We start from the raw sequence: 20,854 nt of genomic DNA, 5'->3' as shown, positions 1-20,854 counted from the left end.
GGGCGGCGCGGGGGGTGAGGCCCGGCCTGGGTCGGAGGGGCGCGACAAGCGAGAACAACCGGGTGCTTGTTCTCGCTTACGGGGATAAGCGAGAATAACGCCGACCCTCTTCTCGCTCGGGAGCCCGATGACCCTGGACGCGCGGCACACGCGGACGGCCGCGTCGAACGACCCGGCCGGCGCCCACGTGCGGCCGCACGGGTCCGAAGTCCTGCCGTGGACGTCGCGGTCGTCGCGGCGGACGGAGATCGACGAGTACCGGGCGTCTGTCCCCCCGCTGATCGCCGACGCAGACCTGCGGCCTTCTCGCACGCTCCTGGAGGCCGCGCGACGGGCCCAGGTGGAGATCGGTGTCCTGGAGCGCGCCCACGCGGACCAGGTCGCGGCGTTGGAGCCGTTCCTGCTCCGCACGGAGGCCATCGCGTCCTCGCAGATCGAGGAAGAGCTCACGACCGTCGACCAGCTGGCGCGCGCGCAGTACGGCATCCGGGCGCCGCGCACCGCCCGGACCGTGAAGGGGGCCATCGACGGGCTCGCGCTCCTCGTGGCACGCGCGGGCGGCGGCATCGTGCTGGACGACGTGCTGGCCGCGCACCGGCCGCTGATGGCGGACGACCCGCACGAGAAGTGGGACGCGGGCCGGCTCCGGACGGTGCAGAACTGGATCGGCGGTTCGAACCGCTCGCCGCGAGGCGCGGTGCACGTGCCACCCGCACCTGCTCGGGTCCCGGAGCTGATGGACGACCTCATCCGGTTCGCCCGCCGGACCGACCTCGACCCCGTCGTGCAGGCGGCGGTCGTGCACGCGCAGTTCGAGTCGATCCACCCGTTCACCGACGGCAACGGACGTCTCGGCCGCTCCCTCATCAACGCGGTGTGGCGATACCGCGGCACCACGCGGGAGATGGCCGTCCCGGTGGCCTCAGCGATCGTCGCGGACCGCGAGCACTACTTCGCGCTCGTGAACGGCTACCGCGACGGTGACGTCGAGCCGTTCGCCGCGTACCTGGCCGACGCGGCGTCGCGGTCGGTCGCGGCCGCGGAGGTGTCGGCGCAGCGGTTGCTCGCCCTGCCGGGCGAGTGGCGGGATCGTGTGCGCCCCCGCGCCGGGTCGGCGGTCGCCACCCTGCTGCCGCTGCTCGTGAGCCGCCCCGTGGTGGACGCCTCCGACGTGATGCGCCTGACCGGGGTCTCGTCCGCCCGGGCCTACGCCGCTGTCGAGAGGCTGGTCGAGGAGGACGTGCTGCGCCCGATCACCGAGTCCCGCCGCGACATGACCTGGGCTGCCGGCGAGGTGCTGGACGAGGCCGACCTGATGGTGGACCGGCTCCGGGGCGGGTGAGCGGTCAGCGCGCCCCCGCGCCCGACGGGGTAGGGATGGTCGCGGGCTCTGCCGCGTCCGCCGGGGCCTTCCGGAAGATGATCTTGAGGATCGGGAAGAACACCACGAACGACAGCAGCGCGTTGATGATCATCGTGACCACGTCGGCGCCCGCCTCCCCGGTGCTGCCCCAGCGCTCGATCATCCACCGGTAGATCGGGTCCTTGTAGAACCCCTGCAGCCACGCGGCGGCGAACGTGATCACGACGTAGGCGAACGCGTACCAGGCGGCCGCGCGCCACACGTTCGTGTCCGACTTGAACGTCACGGTGCGCTGCAGGAAGAAGTTGATGATCTGCGCGATGGCCAGCGTGATCTGCACGGCCAGGAAGTACGCGAGCCCGCCGCCCCCGGCGGGCAGCGCCCCGGCGGCGTAGTCGAAGACGAAGAAGGTGCTGCCGTCGGCGTTGGTGTTCACCCCGAGCACCTGGAACGCGGTGTCGACGAGCGGGGTCAGGCCGAACACCCACTTCAGCACCGGCATGAGCGCGAGCTGCAGCACCGTCATGCCCATGCTGATCGCCGTGAACAGCACGAACTCGGCCACCGCGGGACGATCCTCGGCGAAGCGCGCCCAGGCGCGGCGGGTGCGGCTGAACATGCGGGTCCTCCTGGCTCGGCGCGCCCGGTCCGTCCCGGGGCCGGGGACAGTCGACCCGACCGGCCCGGCGTCCGGGTGCGGTCCGGCACAACCTGTCGGCGCGGGTCCACAGGCTGTCGCGGCCGCTAGCCTGCCGGTGTGACCGCCCCGTACCTGGACGCCCCGTGGCCGATCAGCACCGAGCGCCTCCTCCTGCGGCCCGCCACGCCGGGCGACGCGGGCGCGGTCTGGCGGTACCGGCGGCTGCCCGACGTCGCCCGGTGGATGACCGCGCTGCCGCTGGACGAGCAGGCGTTCGCCGCGCAGTTCGTGGAGCCCGACCGGCTGGGCCCGACGCTCGTCGTGGAGCACGCGGGCGCCGTGGTCGGCGACCTCATGGTGCGGATCGAGGACGGCTGGGGCCAGACGGAGGTCGCCGAGCAGGCGAAGCGCACCCAGGCGGAGATCGGCTGGGCGTTCGACCCCGCCGCGCAGGGCCGGGGGCTGGCGACCGAGGCGGTCCGCCGGCTGCTCGACGTGTGCTTCACGGATCTCGGGCTGCGTCGGCTGACGGCGCTGTGCTTCGCGGACAACGAGCCGTCGTGGCGGCTCATGGAGCGGGTCGGGATGCGGCGCGAGGGGGCGTACCGGGCGGACTCGCTGCACCGCGACGGGCGGTGGCTCGACTCGTACGCCTACGCGCTGCTGCGCGAGGAGCGGGAGCCGGCCGCGGCGGCGCGCTGACGCCCGCGCCGCCGCGCCGACGACCAGCCGCCCGCGTCACGGCACGGGGCCGGCGGTCGGCGCACCGGCGGTCGGCGCACCGCCGGCCGCGCCCGCGTCGAGCCGCGGCAGCGCCACGTCCAGGCACGACATCGCGACGGGGTCACCGCCCGCCAGCGCCGTGACGCGGGCCGCCGCCTCCGACAGCCGGGCCTCGGGCAGCCGCCCCGCACGGACCGCCTCGACCAGGCCGTCGCGCATCCGCCCCGCCTGGCCGCCGTCGGTCGCCAGGACCGCGTCGGCACCGGCGGACACGGCCTGCACCGCGGCGTCGGGGAAGTCCCAGCGCAGGTTGACCGCGCCCATCCCCACCGAGTCGGTCATGGCGACACCCTCGAAGCCCATCTCGCGGAGCAGGGCGTAGGCGCGGGGGCTGAGGGACGCCGGCAGGTCCGGGTCGAGCGCCGCGTACTGCAGGTGGTTCAGCATGACCACGGGCGCCCCGGCGTCGACCGCCGCCCGGAACGGCACCAGGTCGGTCCCCGCGAGCTCCTCCAGGTCCGCCGCCACCAGCGACGACTCCCGGTGCGAGTCGACTGCGGAGCGCCCGTGGCCCGGGAAGTGCTTGACCGCCGACGTGACGCCCGCGTCGGCGAGCCCGCGCGCGTAGGCGAGCCCGTACGTCGCCGCCTCCTGCGGGTCGGCGCTGAAGGACCGGTCGCCGATCACGCCCGTGGCGGGGCCGTCGTCGAGGTCGAGCACCGGCGCCAGGTCCAGGTCGACGCCGACGCCCGCCAGCACCCGGCCGGTCTCCGCCGCGCGACCCCGGACCGCCTCGGCCGACTCCTCGCGGGCCATGCGGCGCGGCGACGGCCCCGCGCCGACGACGTCCCGCATGTGCGCGACGCGGCCGGACTCCTCGTCGGTCGACACCAGCAGCGGCCGGCCCGCCGCCGCGCGCAGGCCGGCCGTGAGCGCCGACACCTGCTCGGCGGACCGCACGTTCCCGCCGGCCAGGAACACGCCGCCGACGCCCAGTCCCGCGACCTGCTGGGCGAGCGCGTCGTCCGCGCGCGTCACGCCCGGCAGCCCGACCACGAGCACCGCCGCCGCCCGGACCTCGAGCGGCTGCGGGGTGCACGTCGGCGTCGGGACGGGCGACTTCGCGGGCGGCGCGGAGGCGACGGCGGGTGCGGTCGACGCGGGCCCCGGGGCGGCCGGGGTGCCCACCGTCGCCCAGGCGAGCGGCACGGTCACGCCCACGGCGACCAGGGCGGCGAGCGCGGCCGCGGGCACCCGGTGGGAGCGCGGTGCGCGCCGGGCGTGCCGCGGCGACCGGCCGGACGGGCCGGGGATCGTCGGGAGGCTCACCCCGGCAGGCTACGTGGGTGGGCCCCGTGGGGATCGAACCCACAACCCGCGGATTAAAAGTCCGCTGCTCTGCCAGTTGAGCTAGAGGCCCGGGAGGCGGCGCCGGCGCTCGGCCCGCTCCGCCGGGGTCGAACGTACCGCCTCCGCGCGACCCGGTCAGCCGACGATCCGCGCGTACTCCGCCACGAGGCCGACGAACTCCGACCGCAGCCCGTTCGGTCCTCCCCGAGCGCGTCCTCGGCCCGGGCGCGGGCGGGCCCGGCGCCCTCGCATCCTGGTCGCCGGGGTCGTCGCCGCCGTCCGCCGCGCACCCCACCCCGCCGCCCGGACGGCGAGCGGGCGTAGGGTGGGCGGCAGCCCGGAATCGACGCCACCGCCTGGAGCCGTCGTCCCGGATCGAGCCTCGGAGGGCAGCATGCCCGTCCCGCCGGCCGCCCGGGAGGACGGCGCGACCGCGGATCTGGACGCCCGGCTGCGCGCCTGGGCGCAGGGCATCGACGCCCTCGAGGCGGCCACCGAGCTGCTGATCCGCTCGGGGCTGGCCCGCCCGGTCCACCCGTGGGTGTGCCGGGCGCCCTCCGTCGACGGCGGGCCGGACGACGCGTGGATCGACTTCGCGGCGGTGTCGGCGTACGTCGGGCCGATGTCGCCGGGTGAGCGCCGGGTGCTGCTGTTCGCGGCGTCGCTCTCCGACGTCGACGCGGCACCGTCGGTGCGGCTCGGCGACCTGGCCCGCGTCCGCGCGCCACGGCTGGCCCTGCTGCTCGCCGCGCTCGCGCACGCCGGTGGCCGACGCGGCGCCTGGGAGGAGCGGGCTCCCCGATGACGCTCACGACGTTCCTCCTCGCGCGGATCGCGGAGGACGAGGCCGCCGTCGCCGGTGCCGTCCCGGCCGGCACGGGCCCGACGTACCGCGCCGACCCCGCCGACGCCGTGCGGGTGCTGGCCGAGTGCCGGGCGAAGCGCCGGGTCGTCGTGCTGGCCGACGAGGCGACCGGCCTGGACGAGACGGTCGACATGGAGCGGGAGGCCGGGTCGCGCGGCGAGAGCGGGGTCCACTACGTCGGGGACCGCATCCTGCGGGCGATGGCCGCGGTGTATGACGGTCACCCCGACTTCGACCCCGCCTGGCGGGACTGACGAGCCGCCTGCCCGGTCGTGCCGCTGGCGCGAGCGGAGCGCGGCCGCCTACCATCGTCGGGTGGCGATGACATCCCCGTCTGTCGATGATGAGAACCAGACCCGCTCCGCCGACGACGCGGCGCTCACGGCGCCCGCGGCCGCGCTGTTCCGCGCCCTCGGCGAGCCCGCCCGCCTGACGATGCTCCGGCACCTGTTCACCGGGGAGCACTCGGTGCGCGAGCTCACCGACCACCTGGGCCTCGCCCAGAGCACCGTCAGCGCGCACCTCGCCTGCCTCCGCGACTGCGGGCTGGTCACCGTGCGGCAGCGGGGTCGGGCGTCGATCTACGCGATCGCCGACCCGGGCGGGCTCGCGGCGCTGGTGGGTGCCGCCGAGGAGCTGCTGCGCGGCGGGTCGAGCCCCGGCGCCTGCGCGCACCTGGCCGGGGACCGGCCGTGAGCCACGGGCACGACCACGGCCACGCGCCGACGGGCGCCGGCGGGCCCGGCGACCACCGCCGCCGGCTCGCGATCGCCTTCGGCCTGACCGCGAGCGTGCTGGTCGCGCAGGCGGTCGGCGCGGTGCTGACCGGCAGCCTCGCGCTGCTGGTGGACACCGCGCACATGCTGACCGACGCGGCCGGCCTCGCGATGGCGCTGGTCGCGGCGCACCTGTCGCTCAGGCCGGCCACGTCGCGCCGGACCTGGGGCTACCGCCGGGCCGAGGTGCTGGGTGCGCTCGCGCAGTCCGCGGTGCTGCTCGCCGTCGGCGGCTACGTGCTGGTCGAGGGCGTGCGCCGGCTGGTCGACCCGCCCGAGGTGCCGTCGGCGGAGCTCGTCGTGTTCGGCGTGATCGGCCTGGTCGCGAACGTCGTGGCGATCGCCGTGCTGGCGGGCGGCCGGAGCGCGAACTTCAACCTGCGCGCCGCGTTCCTCGAGGTGCTGAACGACGCGCTCGGGTCGGTCGGGGTCATCGTCGCCGCGGTGGTGATCGCCACCACGGGCTGGCAGCAGGCCGATGCCGTGGCCGGCCTGCTCATCGGCGCCCTCATCGTGCCCCGGGCGATCCGGTTGCTGCGCGAGACCGCCGCGGTGCTGCTGGAGTCGACGCCGCCGGGGCTCGACCTCGACGCCGTGCGCGACCACCTGCTGGGCGTCGAGCACGTGCGGGCGGTGCACGACCTGCACGCGTCGCTCGTGGCCACGGGGCTGCCCGTGGTGACCGCGCACATCACCGTCGACGACGAGTGCTTCTCCGACGGGCACACCGCCCGCATCCTCGACCAGCTCCAGGACTGCCTGGCGACGCACTTCCCGATCTCGGTCGAGCACTCGACGTTCCAGATCGAGCCCGCGTCCCACCGCACCCACGAGCACCTCGGCCACGCCTGACGCGCGCGCCGCGCGCACCGGACGCGCGCCGGCGTGGTGCGGGCGCGGGCTCAGGGCGCGACGTCGTCCGGGTTCGGGCCGGGGCTCGTCGGGTTCGCCGCGCCGGGGGCGCCCGAGGCGGCGTCCGTGCGGCGCGCCCCGTGGGCCGGGTCGTCCGGGTTGATGTCGTCGGGGTCCGGGCCGGGGCTCGACGGGCGGGTCGGGGCGTCGGCGGCCGGGCGGAGCGGCTCGTCCCGGGGGTCCGGTGTGGTCGTCATGGCGGTCTCCTGTCCGCGGGGGAGGGCCGCGTGCGGAGCGACGCGGCCCTGCGTGCTGGCCACGCTACGCGCGTCGCGGCCGCCCGCACCCCGGGGGCGCCACCCCGCCCTCGGTCGCGCGCGACCCCTGTGCCGTGTCCCATATGTCCGGTATGGTCGCGCTGAGGGCCGGCAGTCACGAGCCCGTCACCGTCCAGCGCGCCCCGCCTGCGTCCCCGTGACCCGGGTCGGCCGCCACACCCCCCGGACGGGCACCGCCTCCCGCGGTCGCCCCCGCACGGGTGAGGAGACGCGTGGTGCCCTCCGTCGACCAGCTCGCCGCGGCCGCGGCCGCCGTCAGCGCCGTGGACCCCGTCCCGTGGGCCCGGTCGCAGATGGCCTTCACGCTCGGGTTCCACATCATCCTGGTGCCGCTCGGGGTCTCGTGGGCCGCCATGGCGCTGATCGCGAACTACCGCGGCGTGAAGCACGGCGACCGGGACGCCCTCGAGCTCGCGCAGCGGTGGTCGAAGTACATGGCGGTCACCTTCGCGGTCGGCGCGGTGACCGGCACGGTGCTGAGCTCCGAGTTCGGGCTGCTCTGGCCGCGGTTCATGGCGCAGTGGGGCGACGCGTTCGGGGTGCCGTTCGCGTTCGAGGGGATCGTCTTCTTCCTCGAGGCGATCTTCGTCGCGATCTACATCTTCGGCTGGCGGCGGCTGCGGCCCTGGCCGCACTTCTGGACCGGCGTGCCGATCGTCCTGACGGGCGTGCTGGGCTCGGTGTCGGTGGTCGCGGCGAACGCGTGGATGAACGCCCCACGGGGTACACGCTCGGCGCCGACGGCCGGAGGCGCTCGTCGCCGCCGTCGGCCTCGGGCTGCTGCTGGTCGCCCCGTCGTTCGTCCTGCTGTACGTCCTGGCGCAGCGCCGGCTGCTCCCCGAGGAAGGTGTCGAACCATGAGCGTGTCCCCGTTCCCGCCGATCGCCGACTACGCGTTCCTGTCGAACTGCCACACCGGTGCGCTGATCGCCCCGGACGGGTCGGTCGACTGGCTGTGCCTGCCGTCATTCGACTCACCCGCCGTGTTCGGCAACCTGCTCGACCGCGGGGCGGGGTCGTTCCGGTTCGGGCCGTACGGCATCAACGTGCCGACGGCGCGCGCCTACGTGCCCGGCACCAACGTCATGACGACGACCTGGCACACCCCGGGCGGCTGGCTGCTGGTGCACGACGCGCTGACCATGGGGCCGAGCACCGGCCACGACGCCATCACCCCGCACACCCGGCCGCCGGCCGACGACGACGCCGAGCACCTCCTGGTCCGGACCGTGAAGTGCCTGAGCGGCAGCATCGAGGTCGAGCTGGTCTGCGAGCCCGCGTTCGACTACGGGCGCACGCCGGCGACCTGGACCGTGGTGGGCGACGACGGCCACGCGGCCGACGCGACCGGCGCGGGGCAGACGTTCCGGCTGGCGACCGACATGCGGATCGGCATCGAGGGCGGGTCGGCCCGCGCCCGGCACGTGCTCGCCGAGGGGGAGACCGCGTACTGCGTCGTGTCCTGGGCGGACGGGCTGGCGGTGCCCGCCGACGACGCCGACGCCGAGGGCCGCGTGCGGGCCACGATCGACTTCTGGCGGAACTGGCTCGCCCGGGCCCGGGTGCCCGACCACCACCTGCGCGCCGCCATCGAGCGGTCCGCGCTGACCATCAAGGGCCTGACGTACATGCCGACCGGGGCCACGGTCGCCGCGCTCACCACGTCGCTGCCCGAGACGCCCGGCGGCGAGCGGAACTGGGACTACCGGTACACCTGGATCCGGGACACCACGTTCACGCTGCAGGCGCTGCACTACCTCAACCTGGACTGGGAGGCCGACGAGTTCATGCAGTTCGTCGCCGACCTGGAGCCGGCCGAGGACGGCGGGCTGCAGATCATGTACGGGGTCGACGGGCGCCGGGACCTCACGGAGTCCACCCGGGACGAGCTCACCGGCTACGAGCACGCGCGCCCGGTCCGCATCGGGAACGCGGCGTTCGACCAGCGGCAGAACGACGTCTACGGCGCGGTGCTGGACTCGATCCTGCTGCACACCGTCCGCAGCCGGCACGTGCCGCGACGGCTCTGGCCGCTGGTCGAGTCGCAGGCCGCCGCCGCGGTCGCCACCTGGAAGGAGCCCGACCAGGGCATCTGGGAGGCGCGCGGGAAGCCCCAGCACTACGTGTCGTCCAAGCTCATGGGCTGGGTCGCCCTGGACCGGGCCGCGCAGCTGGCGGGCATCCGGGACGACCGGGAGCACGCGGAGCAGTGGCGGGCGACCGCCGACGAGATCCGGGCCGACATCCTGGAGCACGGGCTGCGCGACGACGGCGCGCTGCGGCAGCACTACGACACGGACGCGCTCGACGCCTCGACGCTGCTCGCGCCCCTGTTCGGCTTCCTGCCGCCGGAGGACCCGCGGATCCGGGCCACGGTCGAGGCGGTCGCCGGCGAGCTGACCGAGAACGGGTACGTGCTGCGGTACCGCACCGAGGAGACCGACGACGGCATGTCGGGCAAGGAGGGCACGTTCCTCATCTGCTCGTTCTGGCTGGTGTCGGCGCTCGCGGCGATCGGCGAGTCCGAGCGGGCCAACGACCTGATGGAGCGGCTGCTGCGGATCGCCTCGCCGCTGGGCCTGTACGCCGAGGAGTACGAGGTCGAGCGGTCGCGGCACCTCGGGAACGTGCCGCAGGCGTTCTCCCACCTGGCGCTGATGCAGGCCGCCGGGCGGATCATCCTCACCGACTTCCGCAAGGAGATGTCGCTGTGACCGCCGACGGGCCGGTGGACCTGCCGAGGACCCGGTCGTCGTGCTCGGCGGCGGCCTCGCCGGCGTCGCGTGCGCCCACGGGCTCGGCGACGCGGGGGAGCCGGTCGTGCTGGTCGACCGGAACGACTACCACCAGCTCCAGCCGCTGCTCTACCAGGTGGCGACGTCGCAGCTGCCCGCCGAGGACGTCGCCCGGCCGCACCGGGTCATCTTCCACCAGCACCCCACCGTGCGTGTGCTGACGCCGAGGCGGTCGCGGTGGACGCCGCCGCGCACCGGGTCACGCTGGGCGACGGGACGGAGGTCGCGGGCTCGCAGCTGGTGCTCGCCGCGGGGGCGCAGCCCGAGTTCTTCGGGGTGCCCGGCGCGGCGGAGCACGCCTTCCCGCTGTACTCGGTGGTGGACGCGGAGCGGCTGCGCCGGCACCTGCGCGACCTCGTGCGGGAGCACGCGCACGAGCCCGGGGCGCAGGACGCGCCCGAGCCGCCCCCGGGCGCGCTGGACGTCGTCGTGGTGGGCGGCGGCCCCACCGGCGTCGAGACGGCGGGTGCCGTGGCCGAGCTCATGGCGGCGCTGACCCACACCGGGCGCCTGGCCGCGCCGGCACGGGTCGTCCTGGTCGACCGCGGGACCGCCCTGCTCGCGCCGTTCACCGAGGCGGCGCACCACGACGCGCACGGGCACCTGACGAGCATCGGCGTCGAGGTCCGGCTGGGCACCGGGGTCGCGGCCGTCCACGCCGACCGGGTCGAGCTCGACGACGGCACGGCGATCCCCACCCGGACCGTCGTCTGGGGCGGCGGGGAGTCCGCGGCGCCCGCCCCGTCGGAGCCCGCCCCGTCCGGCTCCGCGCTCGCGCTGACCGCGGGGTCGTCGGTCGTCGGGCTGCCCGCGGGGGTGGCGGAGCCGCCGGCGGGCGCGGTGGCGGGGGCGTCCCGCACGTCCGACCCGGGGCTCGTCTACGTGATCACCTTCGGGTCGAGCACCTGCCCGATGGTGGCCGACCCCGAGGCGCTCGCGACCGGCGCCACGGCCGTCGAGATCACCTTCCCCGAGCCCGCGGGCGGGGCGTGCGCCGCGGACTACGTGCCGGCCACGAGCGTGGTCGCCCTGCCCGACGTCGGTTCCGGGGACCTGCAGGTCCTGCTCGGCCCGGCCGGTGACGTCACCCTGCCCGCCGGGTCCGACGCGGTGCAGCGGGTGATCGACCAGGGCTGACGCGCCGGCGCCCGGCTCAGACGAGCGCGCGCCGGTCCGGCGGGGCCCCGACCTCGGCGGCGTCGACCAGCCCCGCCCTGAGCACCGCGCGCCCCGCGGCCAGCGAGGCGGGGACGTCCAGCACCCGCTGGTTCCGGCTGCCGCGGAACGCCAGCGTGAGGTCGCGCTGCGCGAGCTCGAACCGGCCGTCGACCAGCACGTCGAGCTCGCCGAGCAGCTCGGCCTTGTCGGCCTGCCCCGCCTCCGCCTCGGCGAGCAGCTCCTCGAACGTGTAGCCCGACCAGCACCACACGTCCTTGGCCCGCCCGTGCTCCGCGCGCAGCCGGCGCACCACCCGCAGGCACACCCCGGTGCCGAGGAACGGCTCGCCGCCGAGCAGGGACAGCCCCTGCACGGCCTCGTGGGCGAGGTCGGCGGCGATCCGGTCCGCGAGCGCGTCGTCGAACGGCGTGCCGTACCGGAACGACCAGGCCGCCTCGTTGAAGCAGCCGGCGCAGGCGAAGGGGCAGCCGGACACGTAGAGGCTGCACCGCACGCCCTCGCCGTCGACCATGACGAACGGCTTGTAGTCGGCGACGCGGTCCTGGCTCAGCGCTGCCGCGCGCCACTGGCCGACGGCGGGCGTGCGGGCCACGTCAGGCGCCCCCGGCGTCCCCGGCGGCCGCCGCGAGCGACGTCGGCCCGGCGAGGTGCTTCACCCGCGAGGAGATCTCGACGTGCCGGCCGTGCACCATCGGCCGCTGCTGCGGGTTGCCCAGGTAGCCGCAGGTGCGCTTGACGACGTCGCAGGTGCGCGGGTCGGTGTTGCCGCAGCCCGGGCACGCGAAGCCGCGCTCCGTCGGGGTGAAGTCGCCGGAGAACCCGCACTCCAGGCAGCGGTCGATCGGGGTGTTCGTGCCGAGGTAGCCGACCCGGTCGTAGGCGTAGTCCCACACGGCCTCGAGCGCCTTCGGGTTCTGCTGCAGCACGGGGTACTCGCAGTAGTGGATGAACCCGCCCGAGGCGTACTGCGGGTACTCGGCCTCGAAGTCGAGCTTCTCGAACGGCGTCGGCGCCTTGCGGACGTCGTAGTGGAACGAGTTCGTGTAGTAGTCCTTGTCGGTGATGTCCGGCACCCGCCCGAACTTCTTGGTGTCGAGCCGGCAGAACCGGTCGGTGAGCGACTCGGACGGCGTCGAGTACACCGAGAACTGGTAGCCGTGCCGGGCGGTCCACTCCTTCGCGCGGGCGGCGAGGGTGCGCAGCACCCGCAGCGTGAACTCCTTGGCCTCGGGGTCGTGCTCCCAGTCGCCGCCGTAGAACGCGGCCGCGGCCTCGTACAGCCCGATGTAGCCGAGCGAGACCGTCGCGCGCCCGCCGCGGAACAGCGCGTCGACGTCGTCGTCCGGCGCCAGCCGCTGCCCGAACGCGCCGTGCACGTACAGGATCGGGGCGTTCGCCGGCACGGCCTCCTTGCACCGCTCGACGCGGTACAGCAGCGCGTCGTGCACCGTCTCCAGCCGCTCGTCGAGGAGGGCCCAGAACGCGTCGAGGTCGCCCCGGGTCTCGAGCGCGATCCGCGGCACGTTGAGGGTGACGACGCCCAGGTTCATCCGGCCCTCGACGACGTCGTTCCCCTCGGCGTCCTCCCAGCCCTGCAGGAACGACCGGCAGCCCATCGGCACCTTGAACGAGCCGGTGATCTCGACGATCTTGTCGTAGCTGAGGATGTCCGGGTACATGCGCTTGGTCGCGCACTCGACGGCCAGCTGCTTGATGTCGTAGTTCGGGTCGTCCGCGGTGAGGTTCACGCCGCGGCGCAGCGTGAAGATGAGCTTCGGGAAGATCGCGGTGCGGCGCTCCTTGCCCAGGCCGAGGATGCGGATCTGCAGGATGGCGCGCTGGATCTCCCGCTCGAACCAGCCCGTGCCGAGGCCGAACCCGACCGACGTGAACGGCGTCTGCCCGTTCGACGTGAACAGGGTGTTGATCTCGTACTCGAGGCTCTGCATCGCGTCGTAGACGTCCTTGCGGGTCTTCTCCTCCGCGTACGCGCGGCGCCGCTCGGGCTCGGTGACCCACTGCTCGGCGTCGGCGAGGTGCTTGGCGAAGTTCCGCTCCGCGTACGGGGCCAGCAGCTCGTCGATCCGGTTGACCGAGCAGCCGCCGTACTGGCTCGACGACACGTTGGCGATGATCTGCGAGATCTGCGCGGTGGCCGTCTGGATGGACCGCGGCGGGTCGACCTGTGCGTTCCCGATCCGGAAGCCCTCGGACAGCATCGTCCGGAAGTCGATGAGGCAGCAGTTCGTCATCGGGGCGTAGGGGTGGTAGTCGAGGTCGTGGTAGTGCAGGTCGCCCTTGGCGTGCGCGTTCGCGACGTGCGGCGGGAGCATCCGCAGGCCGATCGCCTTGCCGACCGCGCCCGCCGTGAGGTCGCGCTGGGTGTTGAAGACGTCGGCGTCCTTGTTCGCGTTCTCGTGGACGACGGACGAGTCCTTGCCGACCAGCTGGCCGATCGAGTGGTTGACGTCGAGCGCCTTCGACCGCGCCAGGTCCCGCTGCACCCGGTAGTCGATGTAGGCCTCGGCGACCTCGTACTCGCGGGCCTCGAGCAGCGTGTGCTCGACGACGTTCTGGATCTCGTAGATCCGCACCTCGCCGGTGAACCGGGCGGCGAGCTCGGCGTCGATCCGCTCGACCAGCTCGGCGATCGTGAGGTCGTGCAGGGGGCCCAGCAGGCCGTGCACGTGCGCGAACGCGCGGCCCAGCGCGCTGTGCACCCGGATGGGGTCGAAGGGCAGGACGCGGCCGTCCCGCTTCCGCACGACGAGTCCGGCGGCGGCGGAGGGGGAGTGCGGTCCCGCGGCGGCCGCCGCGGCCCCCGTGAGCTCCGAGACGTGCGGTCCCACCAGCGTCATGCGTATCCACTCCCGATCTGCTCGCCGCACTAGATGTAGTGCCTGGGTCAGCGTCGCAACCCCACATGTGGGGTTCAATGGGACGAACGTCCCGAGGGTGCGCCGTCCCGGGGGGCGGGGTGGGGCCGTTCACCCGATCGGAGCACCGAGCCCGTCACGCCAGGACGCGGAGCTCCGCGACGCTCCACCACGGGTCGGCGTCGGCGGTGAGCCGGACGCGGAGGTACCGCACCTCGGCGCCGTCGAGCGCGGCGGCGGCCACCTGGCCCGCCCCCGCGCGGGCGGGGGTGGCGGCGGTCCACGACGCGCCGTCCGCGCTGGTGAGCACCTCGTAGCCGCGGGGCCAGTCGCCCGCGCTCCCACCCGCGTCGAGGACGACGCCGCGGACCGCGACGACGCGGCCCAGGTCGACCTCGAGCGCGTCGCCCGGGCGCTGCGGGCGGCCGCTGGACCACCGGGTCGCGGGGTCGCCGTCCACGGCGTGCGCGGCGACGTCGCCGGTGCAGCAGGGGTCGTCCGGGGCGGCGGGGTCGGCGGTGGCGGCCGCGCCCGCCAGGTCGACCGCGGCGGGGAGCGTCGGCGCGTCGGGGGCGGCGGCGCGGGCGTGCGCGGGGTCGGCGACCGCGCGCGCGGCCTCGTCGCCGACGACCACCGTGCTGAGCGAGCGCGGCGCGAGGCGCACGGGGTAGCGCTCCCCGCCGTCCCGCACGTCGACGGTCGCCTCGTGGTCGCCGTCGTGCGCGACGAGCAGCACCGTCGCGCCGGCCGGCGTCCGGAGCGCCACCTGCGCGACCGCGTCGCCGGCGGTGGACGTCGAGCCGACCCGGACGGAGCCGCGGGGGAGGAACCGCGCCGCGTGCGCGAGCACGTCGTGCTCCGCGTCCGGGGTCGCCTCCGCCCCGGCGACGGTGACCACCCCGGTGCAGGTGCCGCAGCCGCCGACGTGCGGCCCGCCGTCCGGGTCGAGCGCCAGGTTCCAGGTGAGCACCGCCGACGCCCCGTGCGCGAGCGAGGCCACCAGCAGGTTCCGGGACTGCCACGTGAGGGTGTCCGCGAACACCTGCTCCGGCGGGGTCCCCGGGGCGTGCGAGCCCGAGCACTCCGTGACCCAGACCGCCGCGTCCGGGAACTCCTCCCGGACCGCGTCCTGCGCCGAGGCGTCGCCGGAGTAGCAGTGGAAGGCCACGCCGGCGACCCAGCGCGCGGCGTCGCTGCGCAGCACGCGCAGCGGGTAGTCGGTCTCGGGGTCGGCGCCCTCCGGGGTCGAGGCGGCGTCCGCGGGGTGCAGGGCCCAGTTGTGGTCGTACGCGAGCAGGGCGGGGTCGAGGCCGGCGTCGGCCAGCGCGGGGCCCAGCGCGTCGAGCAGCCGCACCTGGTCGGCGACCGGCATGTCGGTGCCCGGGTACCCGTCGGGGTGCCGCGCCTGCGGCTCGTTCTGCACGGTGAGCGCGTCGACCGGCACCCCGGCCGCCGCCCACTCCTGCAGGGCCCGCACGAGGTACGCGGCGTAGGTCGCGTACGCCCGGTCGTCGTCGAGCAGCCGCCCGCCCTCCAGGCTGTCCGAGGTCTTCAGCCACGCGGGCGGGCTCCACGGCGACGCGACCACGAGCAGGTCCGGCGCCAGCACCCGGATCTCGCGGAGCAGCGCGCGCACCGGCTCGTCGCCCGCGCTGCTGAACCGCTCGAGGTCCCCGTCGGTCTCGCCGGGCGGGAGGTCGTCGTAGGTGCGGGCGGGCCCGGGTCCGGGCACGAAGTCGGAGCCGCCGAGCGCGACCCGGACGACCGACAGCCGCACCGGGCCGGCGGGGTCGAACAGCTCGGTGAGCAGGGCGCGGCGGTCGTCCTCGGGCATGGCGAGCAGCAGGGACGCCGAGGACAGGGTGAGCGCGGCGCCGAAGCCGGTGACCTCCGGGCCGGGGTCGGCGGGGTCCGCGGAGCCGGCGACGGTGATCGTGGGGGTGCTCGGGTCCGGCGTGCCGGCGGGGTCCGGGTCGGCGGTCGCGGTCCGCTCGACGCGGTGCGCCCCGTCGGCGGTCGTGGTCCACACCTCGGCGACCCGGGCGGCGGGGTCGCCGTCGGGGACGCGGTCCTCTCCGGTGCGGGACAGCAGCAGCGGCACCGCGACGGCCAGCGCGGCCACCAGTGCCGCGGCGACCGGGAGCGCGCGCCGGGCGCGGTGCCGGGGCGCGTCCCCGCTGGGTCGCTCCGACATCGCCGCCCCCTGAGATCGGCCCCTCCGCGAGTGTGGAAGGTCGTGACGGACACGCCGACGGCGTGCTGGTCACAACCTTCCACCGTCGGGCCCGCGCGGCGATCAGAGCGGGTGGGGCCCGCGCGGCGCCCGGCGTCCGGGCGCGCCGGTGGTCGGGTGGGTCAGGCCAGGCGCTTCTCATAGCAGCGGGACTGCAGCGGCAGCGCGGTGTCGTACGGCGGGTAGGTCGGGATCCGGGTCCAGCCCAGCGCGGCGTACAGCGCCTCGGCCTCCGGCTGGCGGTCGCCGGTCTGCAGGATCACGCGCTCGGCGCCCGCGGCGCGGGCGACCCTCTCGACCTCGGACATGATCGCGCGCCCGACCCCGCGGCCGCGCTGCCCGGCCGCCACGACGACGCGCTTGACCTCCCACTCGCCGCCGTGGTCCCGCAGGGCGGCGTGACCGATCGGGGTGCCGTCGTGGTCGACGGCGAGCACCACGTGCCGGACGGCGGCCGGGTCGACGGTGAGGGCGGCGTGCGCCGCGGCGCTCATCGGGCCGGCCGACGCGTAGCGCGCGCCCATCTCGGCGTCCATGGCGTCGCGCAGCGCCGCGGCGCGCGGATCGGCCCAGTCGACGGACTCGAGCGTGTACGACGCGTCGGACGTGGTGGTCATGCGGCTGGTCCCTCCCCGGTGCGCGCGGCCCCGCCCCGGGGTGCGCGCGGCGCAACGTAGCACGCGGGTGCGACGGGGCCGGCGGGGTGGTCAGGGGCTCGCGCGGCCGCGCGGCCGGGAGGGCGCGGCCGGGCGGTGGCGGTCAGGCGTCCCGGCGGTCGCCGGCCGCGGGGGCGCTCGCTGCTGCCGCGGGGGCGTCGTCGTCGCCGGCCGCCGTCGCGGCGCGCGCGGCCGAGACGGTGGTGTCGGCGGCCGTGCAGGCCGGCAGCAGGTCCGCGACCTCGGGCGCCGCCCGCCGGACGACGGTGAGCGCCGCGTCTCCGAGGGCCGCCATGCGGTCGGGGCCGAGCGCGTCGACCACCAGCCGGCGCACCTCGCGGACGTGGCCCGGCGCCGCGCGCCGGAGCTGGTCCTCGCCGCCCTCGGTGAGGCGTGCGCTGGTGCGCTTGCCCGCCGCCACGCACGAGCTGCGGGTGACCCAGCCCGCCTGCTCGAGCCGCCCGACGGCGTGCGACAGCCGGGACGGCGAGCTCTGCGTGAGGCGCGCCAGGTCGCTCATCGGGATCTCGCCGTGCGGCCGCTCGGAGAGCGCCACCAGCACGTTGTACTCGTAGAGGTTCATCCCCGAGTCGCGCTTGAGCTGCGCGTCGAGCGCCGCGGGCAGCGTCGTGAGCAGCGCGACGACAGCCTTCCAGCCCTCGACCTGGGCGTCGGAGAGCCACGGGGTGGCGTCCTCGACCCGCTGGCTCATGCCACGATGGTACCGGACTTGAACATTCAACACCGAGGCGCCTAGGGTGCGTGTTGAACATTCAACATCGCGTCGCGCCGGCGGCGCCGTCCCCCCGGGAGTCCCCATGACCGTGCTGCGCATCGACGCCTCCATCCAGGGCGCGAACTCCGCGAGCTCCGCGCTCGCCGACCTGGTCACCGCCGAGCTCGCGGCCGCGCGCCCCGAGGAGACCGTCGTCCGCCGGCACCTCGGCGAGCAGCCGCTGCCCGCCGACGCGTGGGCCACCGCCGTGGGCGCCGGCTGGACGCCCGCCGAGCAGCGCACCCCCGAGCAGGCCGCTGCCGTCGCGCTCGCGGTCGAGGTCGCCGACGAGCTCCGCGCGGCCGACGCCGCCGTGCTCGCGCTGCCGCTCTACAACTGGGGCGTCTCCCAGCACGTGAAGACCTGGATCGACCTGGCCATCGCGGGCGGCACCCCGGGCGACGCGTACCTGGCGGGCAAGCCGGTCGTGCTCATCGTCACGCGCGGCGGCGGTTACGGCCCGGGCACCCCGAAGCACGGCTGGGACCACAGCATCGACTACCTGCGCCGGATCGTCGGCGAGGTGTGGGGCGCGGACCTCACGGTCGTCGAGCGCGAGCTGACCCTCGTCGGCGTGAACCCGGCGATGGACGCGCTGGCCGAGCCGGCGGCGCTCATGCGCAAGGAGGCCGAGGCGGCCGCCGCCGCGGCCGGCCGGGCGCTCGCGGCGCGCTGACCCCCGCGCCGGGGTCGAGGGTCGGCGCACCCTCGCCCCGGCGTCAGCGGCCGAGCAGCCAGCCGTTGTCCTGCGCGATCCGGACCGCCTCCGCGCGGGTGCGGCCGCCGGTCTTGCCCATCGCCGAGGACAGGTAGTTCCGGACCGTGCCCTCGGACAGGTACGTCTCGCGCGCGATGTCGGCGACGGTCCCGCCGCCCGCGGCGTGCACGAGCACGTCCCGCTCCCGCTCGGTCAGCGGGCTGGTGCCGATCGCGAGCGACTCGACCGCGAGGTCCGGGTCGACCACCCGCAGCCCGCGGTGCACGCGGCGCACCGCGTCGGCGAGCTGCTCGGCCGGGGTGTCCTTGACGACGAACCCGCTCGCGCCGGCGTCGAGCGCGCGCCGCAGGTACCCGGGCCGGCCGAACGTCGTGACGATCAGCGACCGGCACGCGGGGTGCTCCCGGCGCAGGGCCGCGGCCGCGGCGATGCCGTCCAGCCCGGGCATCTCGACGTCCAGCAGCGCGACGTCGGCGGCGGAGGCGCGCGCGGCCGCGACCACCTCGTCGCCGCGGCCGACCTGCGCGACGACCGCCAGGTCCGGCTCCAGGTCGAGCAGCGCGGCGAGCGCCCCGCGGACCAGCGCCTGGTCGTCGGCCAGCAGCAGCCGGATGGGCGCGGCGGCGTCGGACGCGGTCACCGGGTGGCCCCGCCCGTCGGCGCCGTGGTGACCCGCAGCCGGTAGCCGCCCAGCGGGCCGCGGCCCGTCTCGACGCGGGCCCCGGCGCGGCGGGCGCGCTCGGACAGCCCGGCGAGGCCGGTCCCGGGCCCGCGGCCGGCGGCGTCCGCCGCCACCCCGTCCGCGCCGTCGTCGTCGATCGTCAGGGTGTCGGCGGACAGGGTCACGGCGACCCGGGTCGCGGCGGCGTGGCGCAGCACGTTGGTGGTCCCCTCGCGCACGGCCCACGCGAACAGCTCGCGCAGGTGGTCGGGCACGGCGTCCAGCGCGCCGGGCACGTCGGCCTCGATCCCCGCGGCGTCGAACGCCTGCCGGGCGCCGGCGAGCTCGCCGGCCAGGGTCACCGCGCGGGTGCCGGCGACCATGCCGCGCACGTCGGCGAGCGCCGCCCGGGCGAGGCCCTGCACCTCCAGCACCTCGGCACGGGCCCGGTCGGCGTCGACGTCCATCAGCCGCGACGCGAGCTCCGCCTTGACCGAGATGACCGTCAGGCTGTGCCCGAGGATGTCGTGCATGTCGCGGGCGATGCGCTCGCGCTCCTGCTCGACGGCCAGCACCGCGACCTCGTCCCGGGCGGCCTGGAGCTGGCGGTTGCGCTGCACGAGCTGGGTGAAGCCGAACACGGCCAGCGTCGCCAGCACGACGGAGATCACCAGGTCGTCGATCGGCTCCCAGCCCGGGACGACCCGCGGCAGCACGAGGATCGCCGCGATCGACGCGGGGGCGACCAGCAGCGCCCGCGGGTCGCGGAGCAGGAAGATCGCCGACACCCCGACGAACACCAGCCCGACGAGCCCGACCTCCTCGGCGGCGAGCGTGGACAGCGCGACGAGCGCCAGCTGCACCCCCAGGACGGCCGCGGCCTGCGGGAGCGGGGTCGGCCGGGCGAACGGCGCGGCGCGCCGGGTCACCACCCAGGCGAACGACGCCGCGAGCAGCGCGACGGCCGCCAGCGACAGGTCCCGCTCCGCGCCGGGCCGGGCGTCCCACGCCGCCTGCCAGGGCTGGAGCAGGAACACCAGCCAGACCACGCCGAGCACGGGGCCGACGACGCGCATCCGCGCCGCGCGGCGCGGGTGGTCCGGCGCCCACCCGGCCCCCTGTGCGGGGCGCCGGGGTGCGTCGGCGGTCCCGTCGGTGCTCACGCCGCCCACCGTAGCCAGGTGGCCGTACGCCCCGGTGCAGGCGTCCGCGCCGGCGACCAGGCCGGCGGTCGCACGCGGGCCGGTGGTCACACCCGGGCCGTGTCGCGCCGGAACCGCCAGGCGGCGCCGCCGACGAACACGGCCGCCCAGGCCACGACGTTGACGACGGCCCAGACCGAGACCCCGTCACCGGTGAGCGGGGCCCGGACGATCTCGGCCAGGCCGTAGGTCGGCGACACCTGCGCGATGTCCGCGAACAGCCCGTCGCCGAGCGGCACGAACAGCCCGCCCGCGAACGCCAGCAGCGCGAGGACCGGGCCGAGGATCTGCATGACGTTCTCGGCGGGGAGCAGGTAGCCCATGAACAGGCCGAACGCCGCGAACACCACCGACCCGGCCCAGGCCAGGCCGACGCTCAGCGCGACCCGGCCGGCGTCGCCGCTCGCGCCGGAGACCAGGCCGACCAGCGTCACGACCAGCACGGACGCCAGCCCCAGCACCATCGCCAGCACGACCTTGGTCGCGACGTACGTCGTCGGCCGCAGCGGGGTCAGCCGCAGCTGCCGGGTCCAGCCCTGGGCGCGCTCGACGGAGACGCTCGCCCCGCCGCCCGTCGTCGCGAGCATCGCGCCGTACAGGGCCATCGAGCTCATGATCCAGGCGGTGACGTTCGCGTGGCCGACGGACTGGGTCGTGTAGGCGTCGGCCGTGCCGAAGATCAGGAAGAACACCGGCGGCATGACCAGCGTGAACACGATGGTCCGGCGGTTGCGGAGCAGGCGGCGCAGCTCGACCGCGAGGAACGCGGGGTTGAGCAGGCCGGCGCGCGGGGCGCGGGCCGGGTCGGCGGGGGCGGCGGCGGCGCCGGTCGCGGTGGTGGCGGTGGTGGTG

At 76.0% G+C, this 20,854-nt stretch carries 19 protein-coding genes, 1 tRNA gene and 2 pseudogenes; 10 read left to right on the top strand and 12 right to left on the bottom strand.

Features of this window, described 5'->3' with window-relative positions; translation table 11 throughout:
- The first annotated feature begins 127 nt into the window (after window positions 1-127).
- Window positions 128-1,342, top strand: coding sequence for a Fic family protein (locus MHY85_RS14465; RefSeq protein WP_239197457.1), 1,215 nt, complete (start codon window positions 128-130; stop codon window positions 1,340-1,342).
- A gap of 4 nt (window positions 1,343-1,346) precedes the next feature.
- On the opposite strand, the gene MHY85_RS14460 is transcribed toward MHY85_RS14465, so the two are convergent.
- The gene (locus MHY85_RS14460; RefSeq protein WP_239197455.1) at window positions 1,347-1,982 is read right to left on the bottom strand and encodes a hypothetical protein; all 636 of its coding nucleotides are present in this window, start codon (window positions 1,980-1,982) and stop codon (window positions 1,347-1,349) included.
- A 138-nt stretch (window positions 1,983-2,120) separates the two neighbouring features.
- On the opposite strand from MHY85_RS14460, the gene MHY85_RS14455 reads away from it, so the two are divergent.
- A complete protein-coding gene (locus MHY85_RS14455) occupies window positions 2,121-2,705 on the top strand; it encodes a GNAT family N-acetyltransferase (RefSeq protein WP_239197453.1) in 585 nt (194 codons plus the stop codon).
- A gap of 36 nt (window positions 2,706-2,741) precedes the next feature.
- Here MHY85_RS14455 and MHY85_RS14450 read toward each other — a convergent pair whose 3' ends face one another.
- Window positions 2,742-4,055 carry a glycoside hydrolase family 3 N-terminal domain-containing protein gene (locus MHY85_RS14450; RefSeq protein ID WP_239197451.1) on the bottom strand — a complete coding sequence of 438 codons (1,314 nt, stop codon included), beginning with the start codon at window positions 4,053-4,055 and terminating at the stop codon, window positions 2,742-2,744.
- Window positions 4,056-4,073: 18 nt separating this feature from the next.
- Window positions 4,074-4,146: transfer RNA gene (locus MHY85_RS14445), tRNA-Lys, on the bottom strand.
- Window positions 4,147-4,470: 324 nt separating this feature from the next.
- On the opposite strand from MHY85_RS14445, the gene MHY85_RS14440 reads away from it, so the two are divergent.
- From MHY85_RS14440 to MHY85_RS14425, 4 genes are all read left to right on the top strand, one after another.
- Window positions 4,471-4,881, top strand: a complete 411-nt coding sequence (locus MHY85_RS14440) for a hypothetical protein (protein ID WP_239197449.1) — start codon at window positions 4,471-4,473, stop codon at window positions 4,879-4,881.
- Window positions 4,878-5,195, top strand: coding sequence for a DUF6221 family protein (locus tag MHY85_RS14435; RefSeq protein WP_239197447.1), 318 nt, complete (start codon window positions 4,878-4,880; stop codon window positions 5,193-5,195). Before MHY85_RS14440 ends, MHY85_RS14435 begins: the two co-directional genes overlap by 4 nt.
- A 67-nt stretch (window positions 5,196-5,262) precedes the next feature.
- Window positions 5,263-5,637 (top strand): helix-turn-helix transcriptional regulator, encoded by a 375-nt coding sequence (locus tag MHY85_RS14430; protein WP_239197445.1) that lies wholly within the window; start codon window positions 5,263-5,265, stop codon window positions 5,635-5,637.
- Window positions 5,634-6,569, top strand: a complete 936-nt coding sequence (locus tag MHY85_RS14425) for a cation diffusion facilitator family transporter (RefSeq protein ID WP_239197443.1) — start codon at window positions 5,634-5,636, stop codon at window positions 6,567-6,569. Before MHY85_RS14430 ends, MHY85_RS14425 begins: the two co-directional genes overlap by 4 nt.
- A gap of 50 nt (window positions 6,570-6,619) precedes the next feature.
- Here MHY85_RS14425 and MHY85_RS14420 read toward each other — a convergent pair whose 3' ends face one another.
- Window positions 6,620-6,826: a hypothetical protein gene (locus MHY85_RS14420; protein WP_239197441.1), complete on the bottom strand. Its 207-nt coding sequence runs from the start codon at window positions 6,824-6,826 to the stop codon at window positions 6,620-6,622.
- Between the two features lie 296 nt (window positions 6,827-7,122).
- Here MHY85_RS14420 and MHY85_RS14415 point away from each other — a divergent pair, with 296 nt between their 5' ends.
- The 3 genes and pseudogenes from MHY85_RS14415 to MHY85_RS14410 form a co-directional block, all read left to right on the top strand.
- On the top strand, window positions 7,123-9,621 hold the full coding sequence (locus MHY85_RS14415) for a glycoside hydrolase family 15 protein (protein WP_239197439.1): 2,499 nt from the start codon (window positions 7,123-7,125) through the stop codon (window positions 9,619-9,621).
- A 40-nt stretch (window positions 9,622-9,661) separates the two neighbouring features.
- Window positions 9,662-9,817 (top strand): annotated as a pseudogene (locus tag MHY85_RS22060) (NADH dehydrogenase FAD-containing subunit); the annotation flags it as partial.
- Window positions 9,818-9,870: 53 nt separating this feature from the next.
- Window positions 9,871-10,839 (top strand): annotated as a pseudogene (locus MHY85_RS14410) (FAD-dependent oxidoreductase); the annotation flags it as partial.
- Window positions 10,840-10,855: 16 nt separating this feature from the next.
- Here the strand turns inward: MHY85_RS14410 and nrdG are convergent.
- The 5 genes from nrdG to MHY85_RS14385 all read right to left on the bottom strand — a co-directional run bounded on the left by nrdG (window position 10,856) and on the right by MHY85_RS14385 (window position 17,358).
- Window positions 10,856-11,473, bottom strand: a complete 618-nt coding sequence (gene nrdG, locus MHY85_RS14405; RefSeq protein ID WP_239197437.1) for an anaerobic ribonucleoside-triphosphate reductase activating protein — start codon at window positions 11,471-11,473, stop codon at window positions 10,856-10,858.
- A gap of 1 nt (window position 11,474) precedes the next feature.
- A complete protein-coding gene (gene nrdD / locus MHY85_RS14400; RefSeq protein WP_239197435.1) occupies window positions 11,475-13,739 on the bottom strand; it encodes an anaerobic ribonucleoside-triphosphate reductase in 2,265 nt (754 codons plus the stop codon).
- Window positions 13,740-13,893: 154 nt separating this feature from the next.
- A complete protein-coding gene (locus MHY85_RS14395) occupies window positions 13,894-15,951 on the bottom strand; it encodes a discoidin domain-containing protein (RefSeq protein WP_239197433.1) in 2,058 nt (685 codons plus the stop codon).
- A 161-nt stretch (window positions 15,952-16,112) separates the two neighbouring features.
- Window positions 16,113-16,607: a GNAT family N-acetyltransferase gene (locus tag MHY85_RS14390; protein ID WP_239197431.1), complete on the bottom strand. Its 495-nt coding sequence runs from the start codon at window positions 16,605-16,607 to the stop codon at window positions 16,113-16,115.
- Window positions 16,608-16,749: 142 nt separating this feature from the next.
- On the bottom strand, window positions 16,750-17,358 hold the full coding sequence (locus MHY85_RS14385; protein ID WP_239197429.1) for a MarR family winged helix-turn-helix transcriptional regulator: 609 nt from the start codon (window positions 17,356-17,358) through the stop codon (window positions 16,750-16,752).
- Window positions 17,359-17,464: 106 nt separating this feature from the next.
- Between MHY85_RS14385 and MHY85_RS14380 the strand changes: the two genes are divergently transcribed.
- Window positions 17,465-18,097: an FMN-dependent NADH-azoreductase gene (locus MHY85_RS14380; RefSeq protein ID WP_239197427.1), complete on the top strand. Its 633-nt coding sequence runs from the start codon at window positions 17,465-17,467 to the stop codon at window positions 18,095-18,097.
- A gap of 43 nt (window positions 18,098-18,140) precedes the next feature.
- Here MHY85_RS14380 and MHY85_RS14375 read toward each other — a convergent pair whose 3' ends face one another.
- The 3 genes from MHY85_RS14375 to MHY85_RS14365 all read right to left on the bottom strand — a co-directional run.
- Window positions 18,141-18,779, bottom strand: coding sequence for a DNA-binding response regulator (locus tag MHY85_RS14375; RefSeq protein WP_239197425.1), 639 nt, complete (start codon window positions 18,777-18,779; stop codon window positions 18,141-18,143).
- Complete coding sequence (locus MHY85_RS14370) at window positions 18,776-19,963, bottom strand: sensor histidine kinase (RefSeq protein WP_239197423.1); 1,188 nt, start codon at window positions 19,961-19,963, stop codon at window positions 18,776-18,778. Before MHY85_RS14370 ends, MHY85_RS14375 begins: the two co-directional genes overlap by 4 nt.
- Before the next feature lie 86 nt (window positions 19,964-20,049).
- On the bottom strand, window positions 20,050-20,854 hold an 805-nt coding region (locus MHY85_RS14365), incomplete at its 5' end, for an ABC transporter permease (RefSeq protein WP_308191392.1).

The organism is Cellulomonas sp. ACRRI (genome assembly GCF_022346185.1).
Classification (GTDB): domain Bacteria; phylum Actinomycetota; class Actinomycetes; order Actinomycetales; family Cellulomonadaceae; genus Cellulomonas.
The sequence above is the reverse complement of the archived record's forward strand: the minus strand, read 5'-3'. Positions and strand labels throughout refer to the sequence as shown.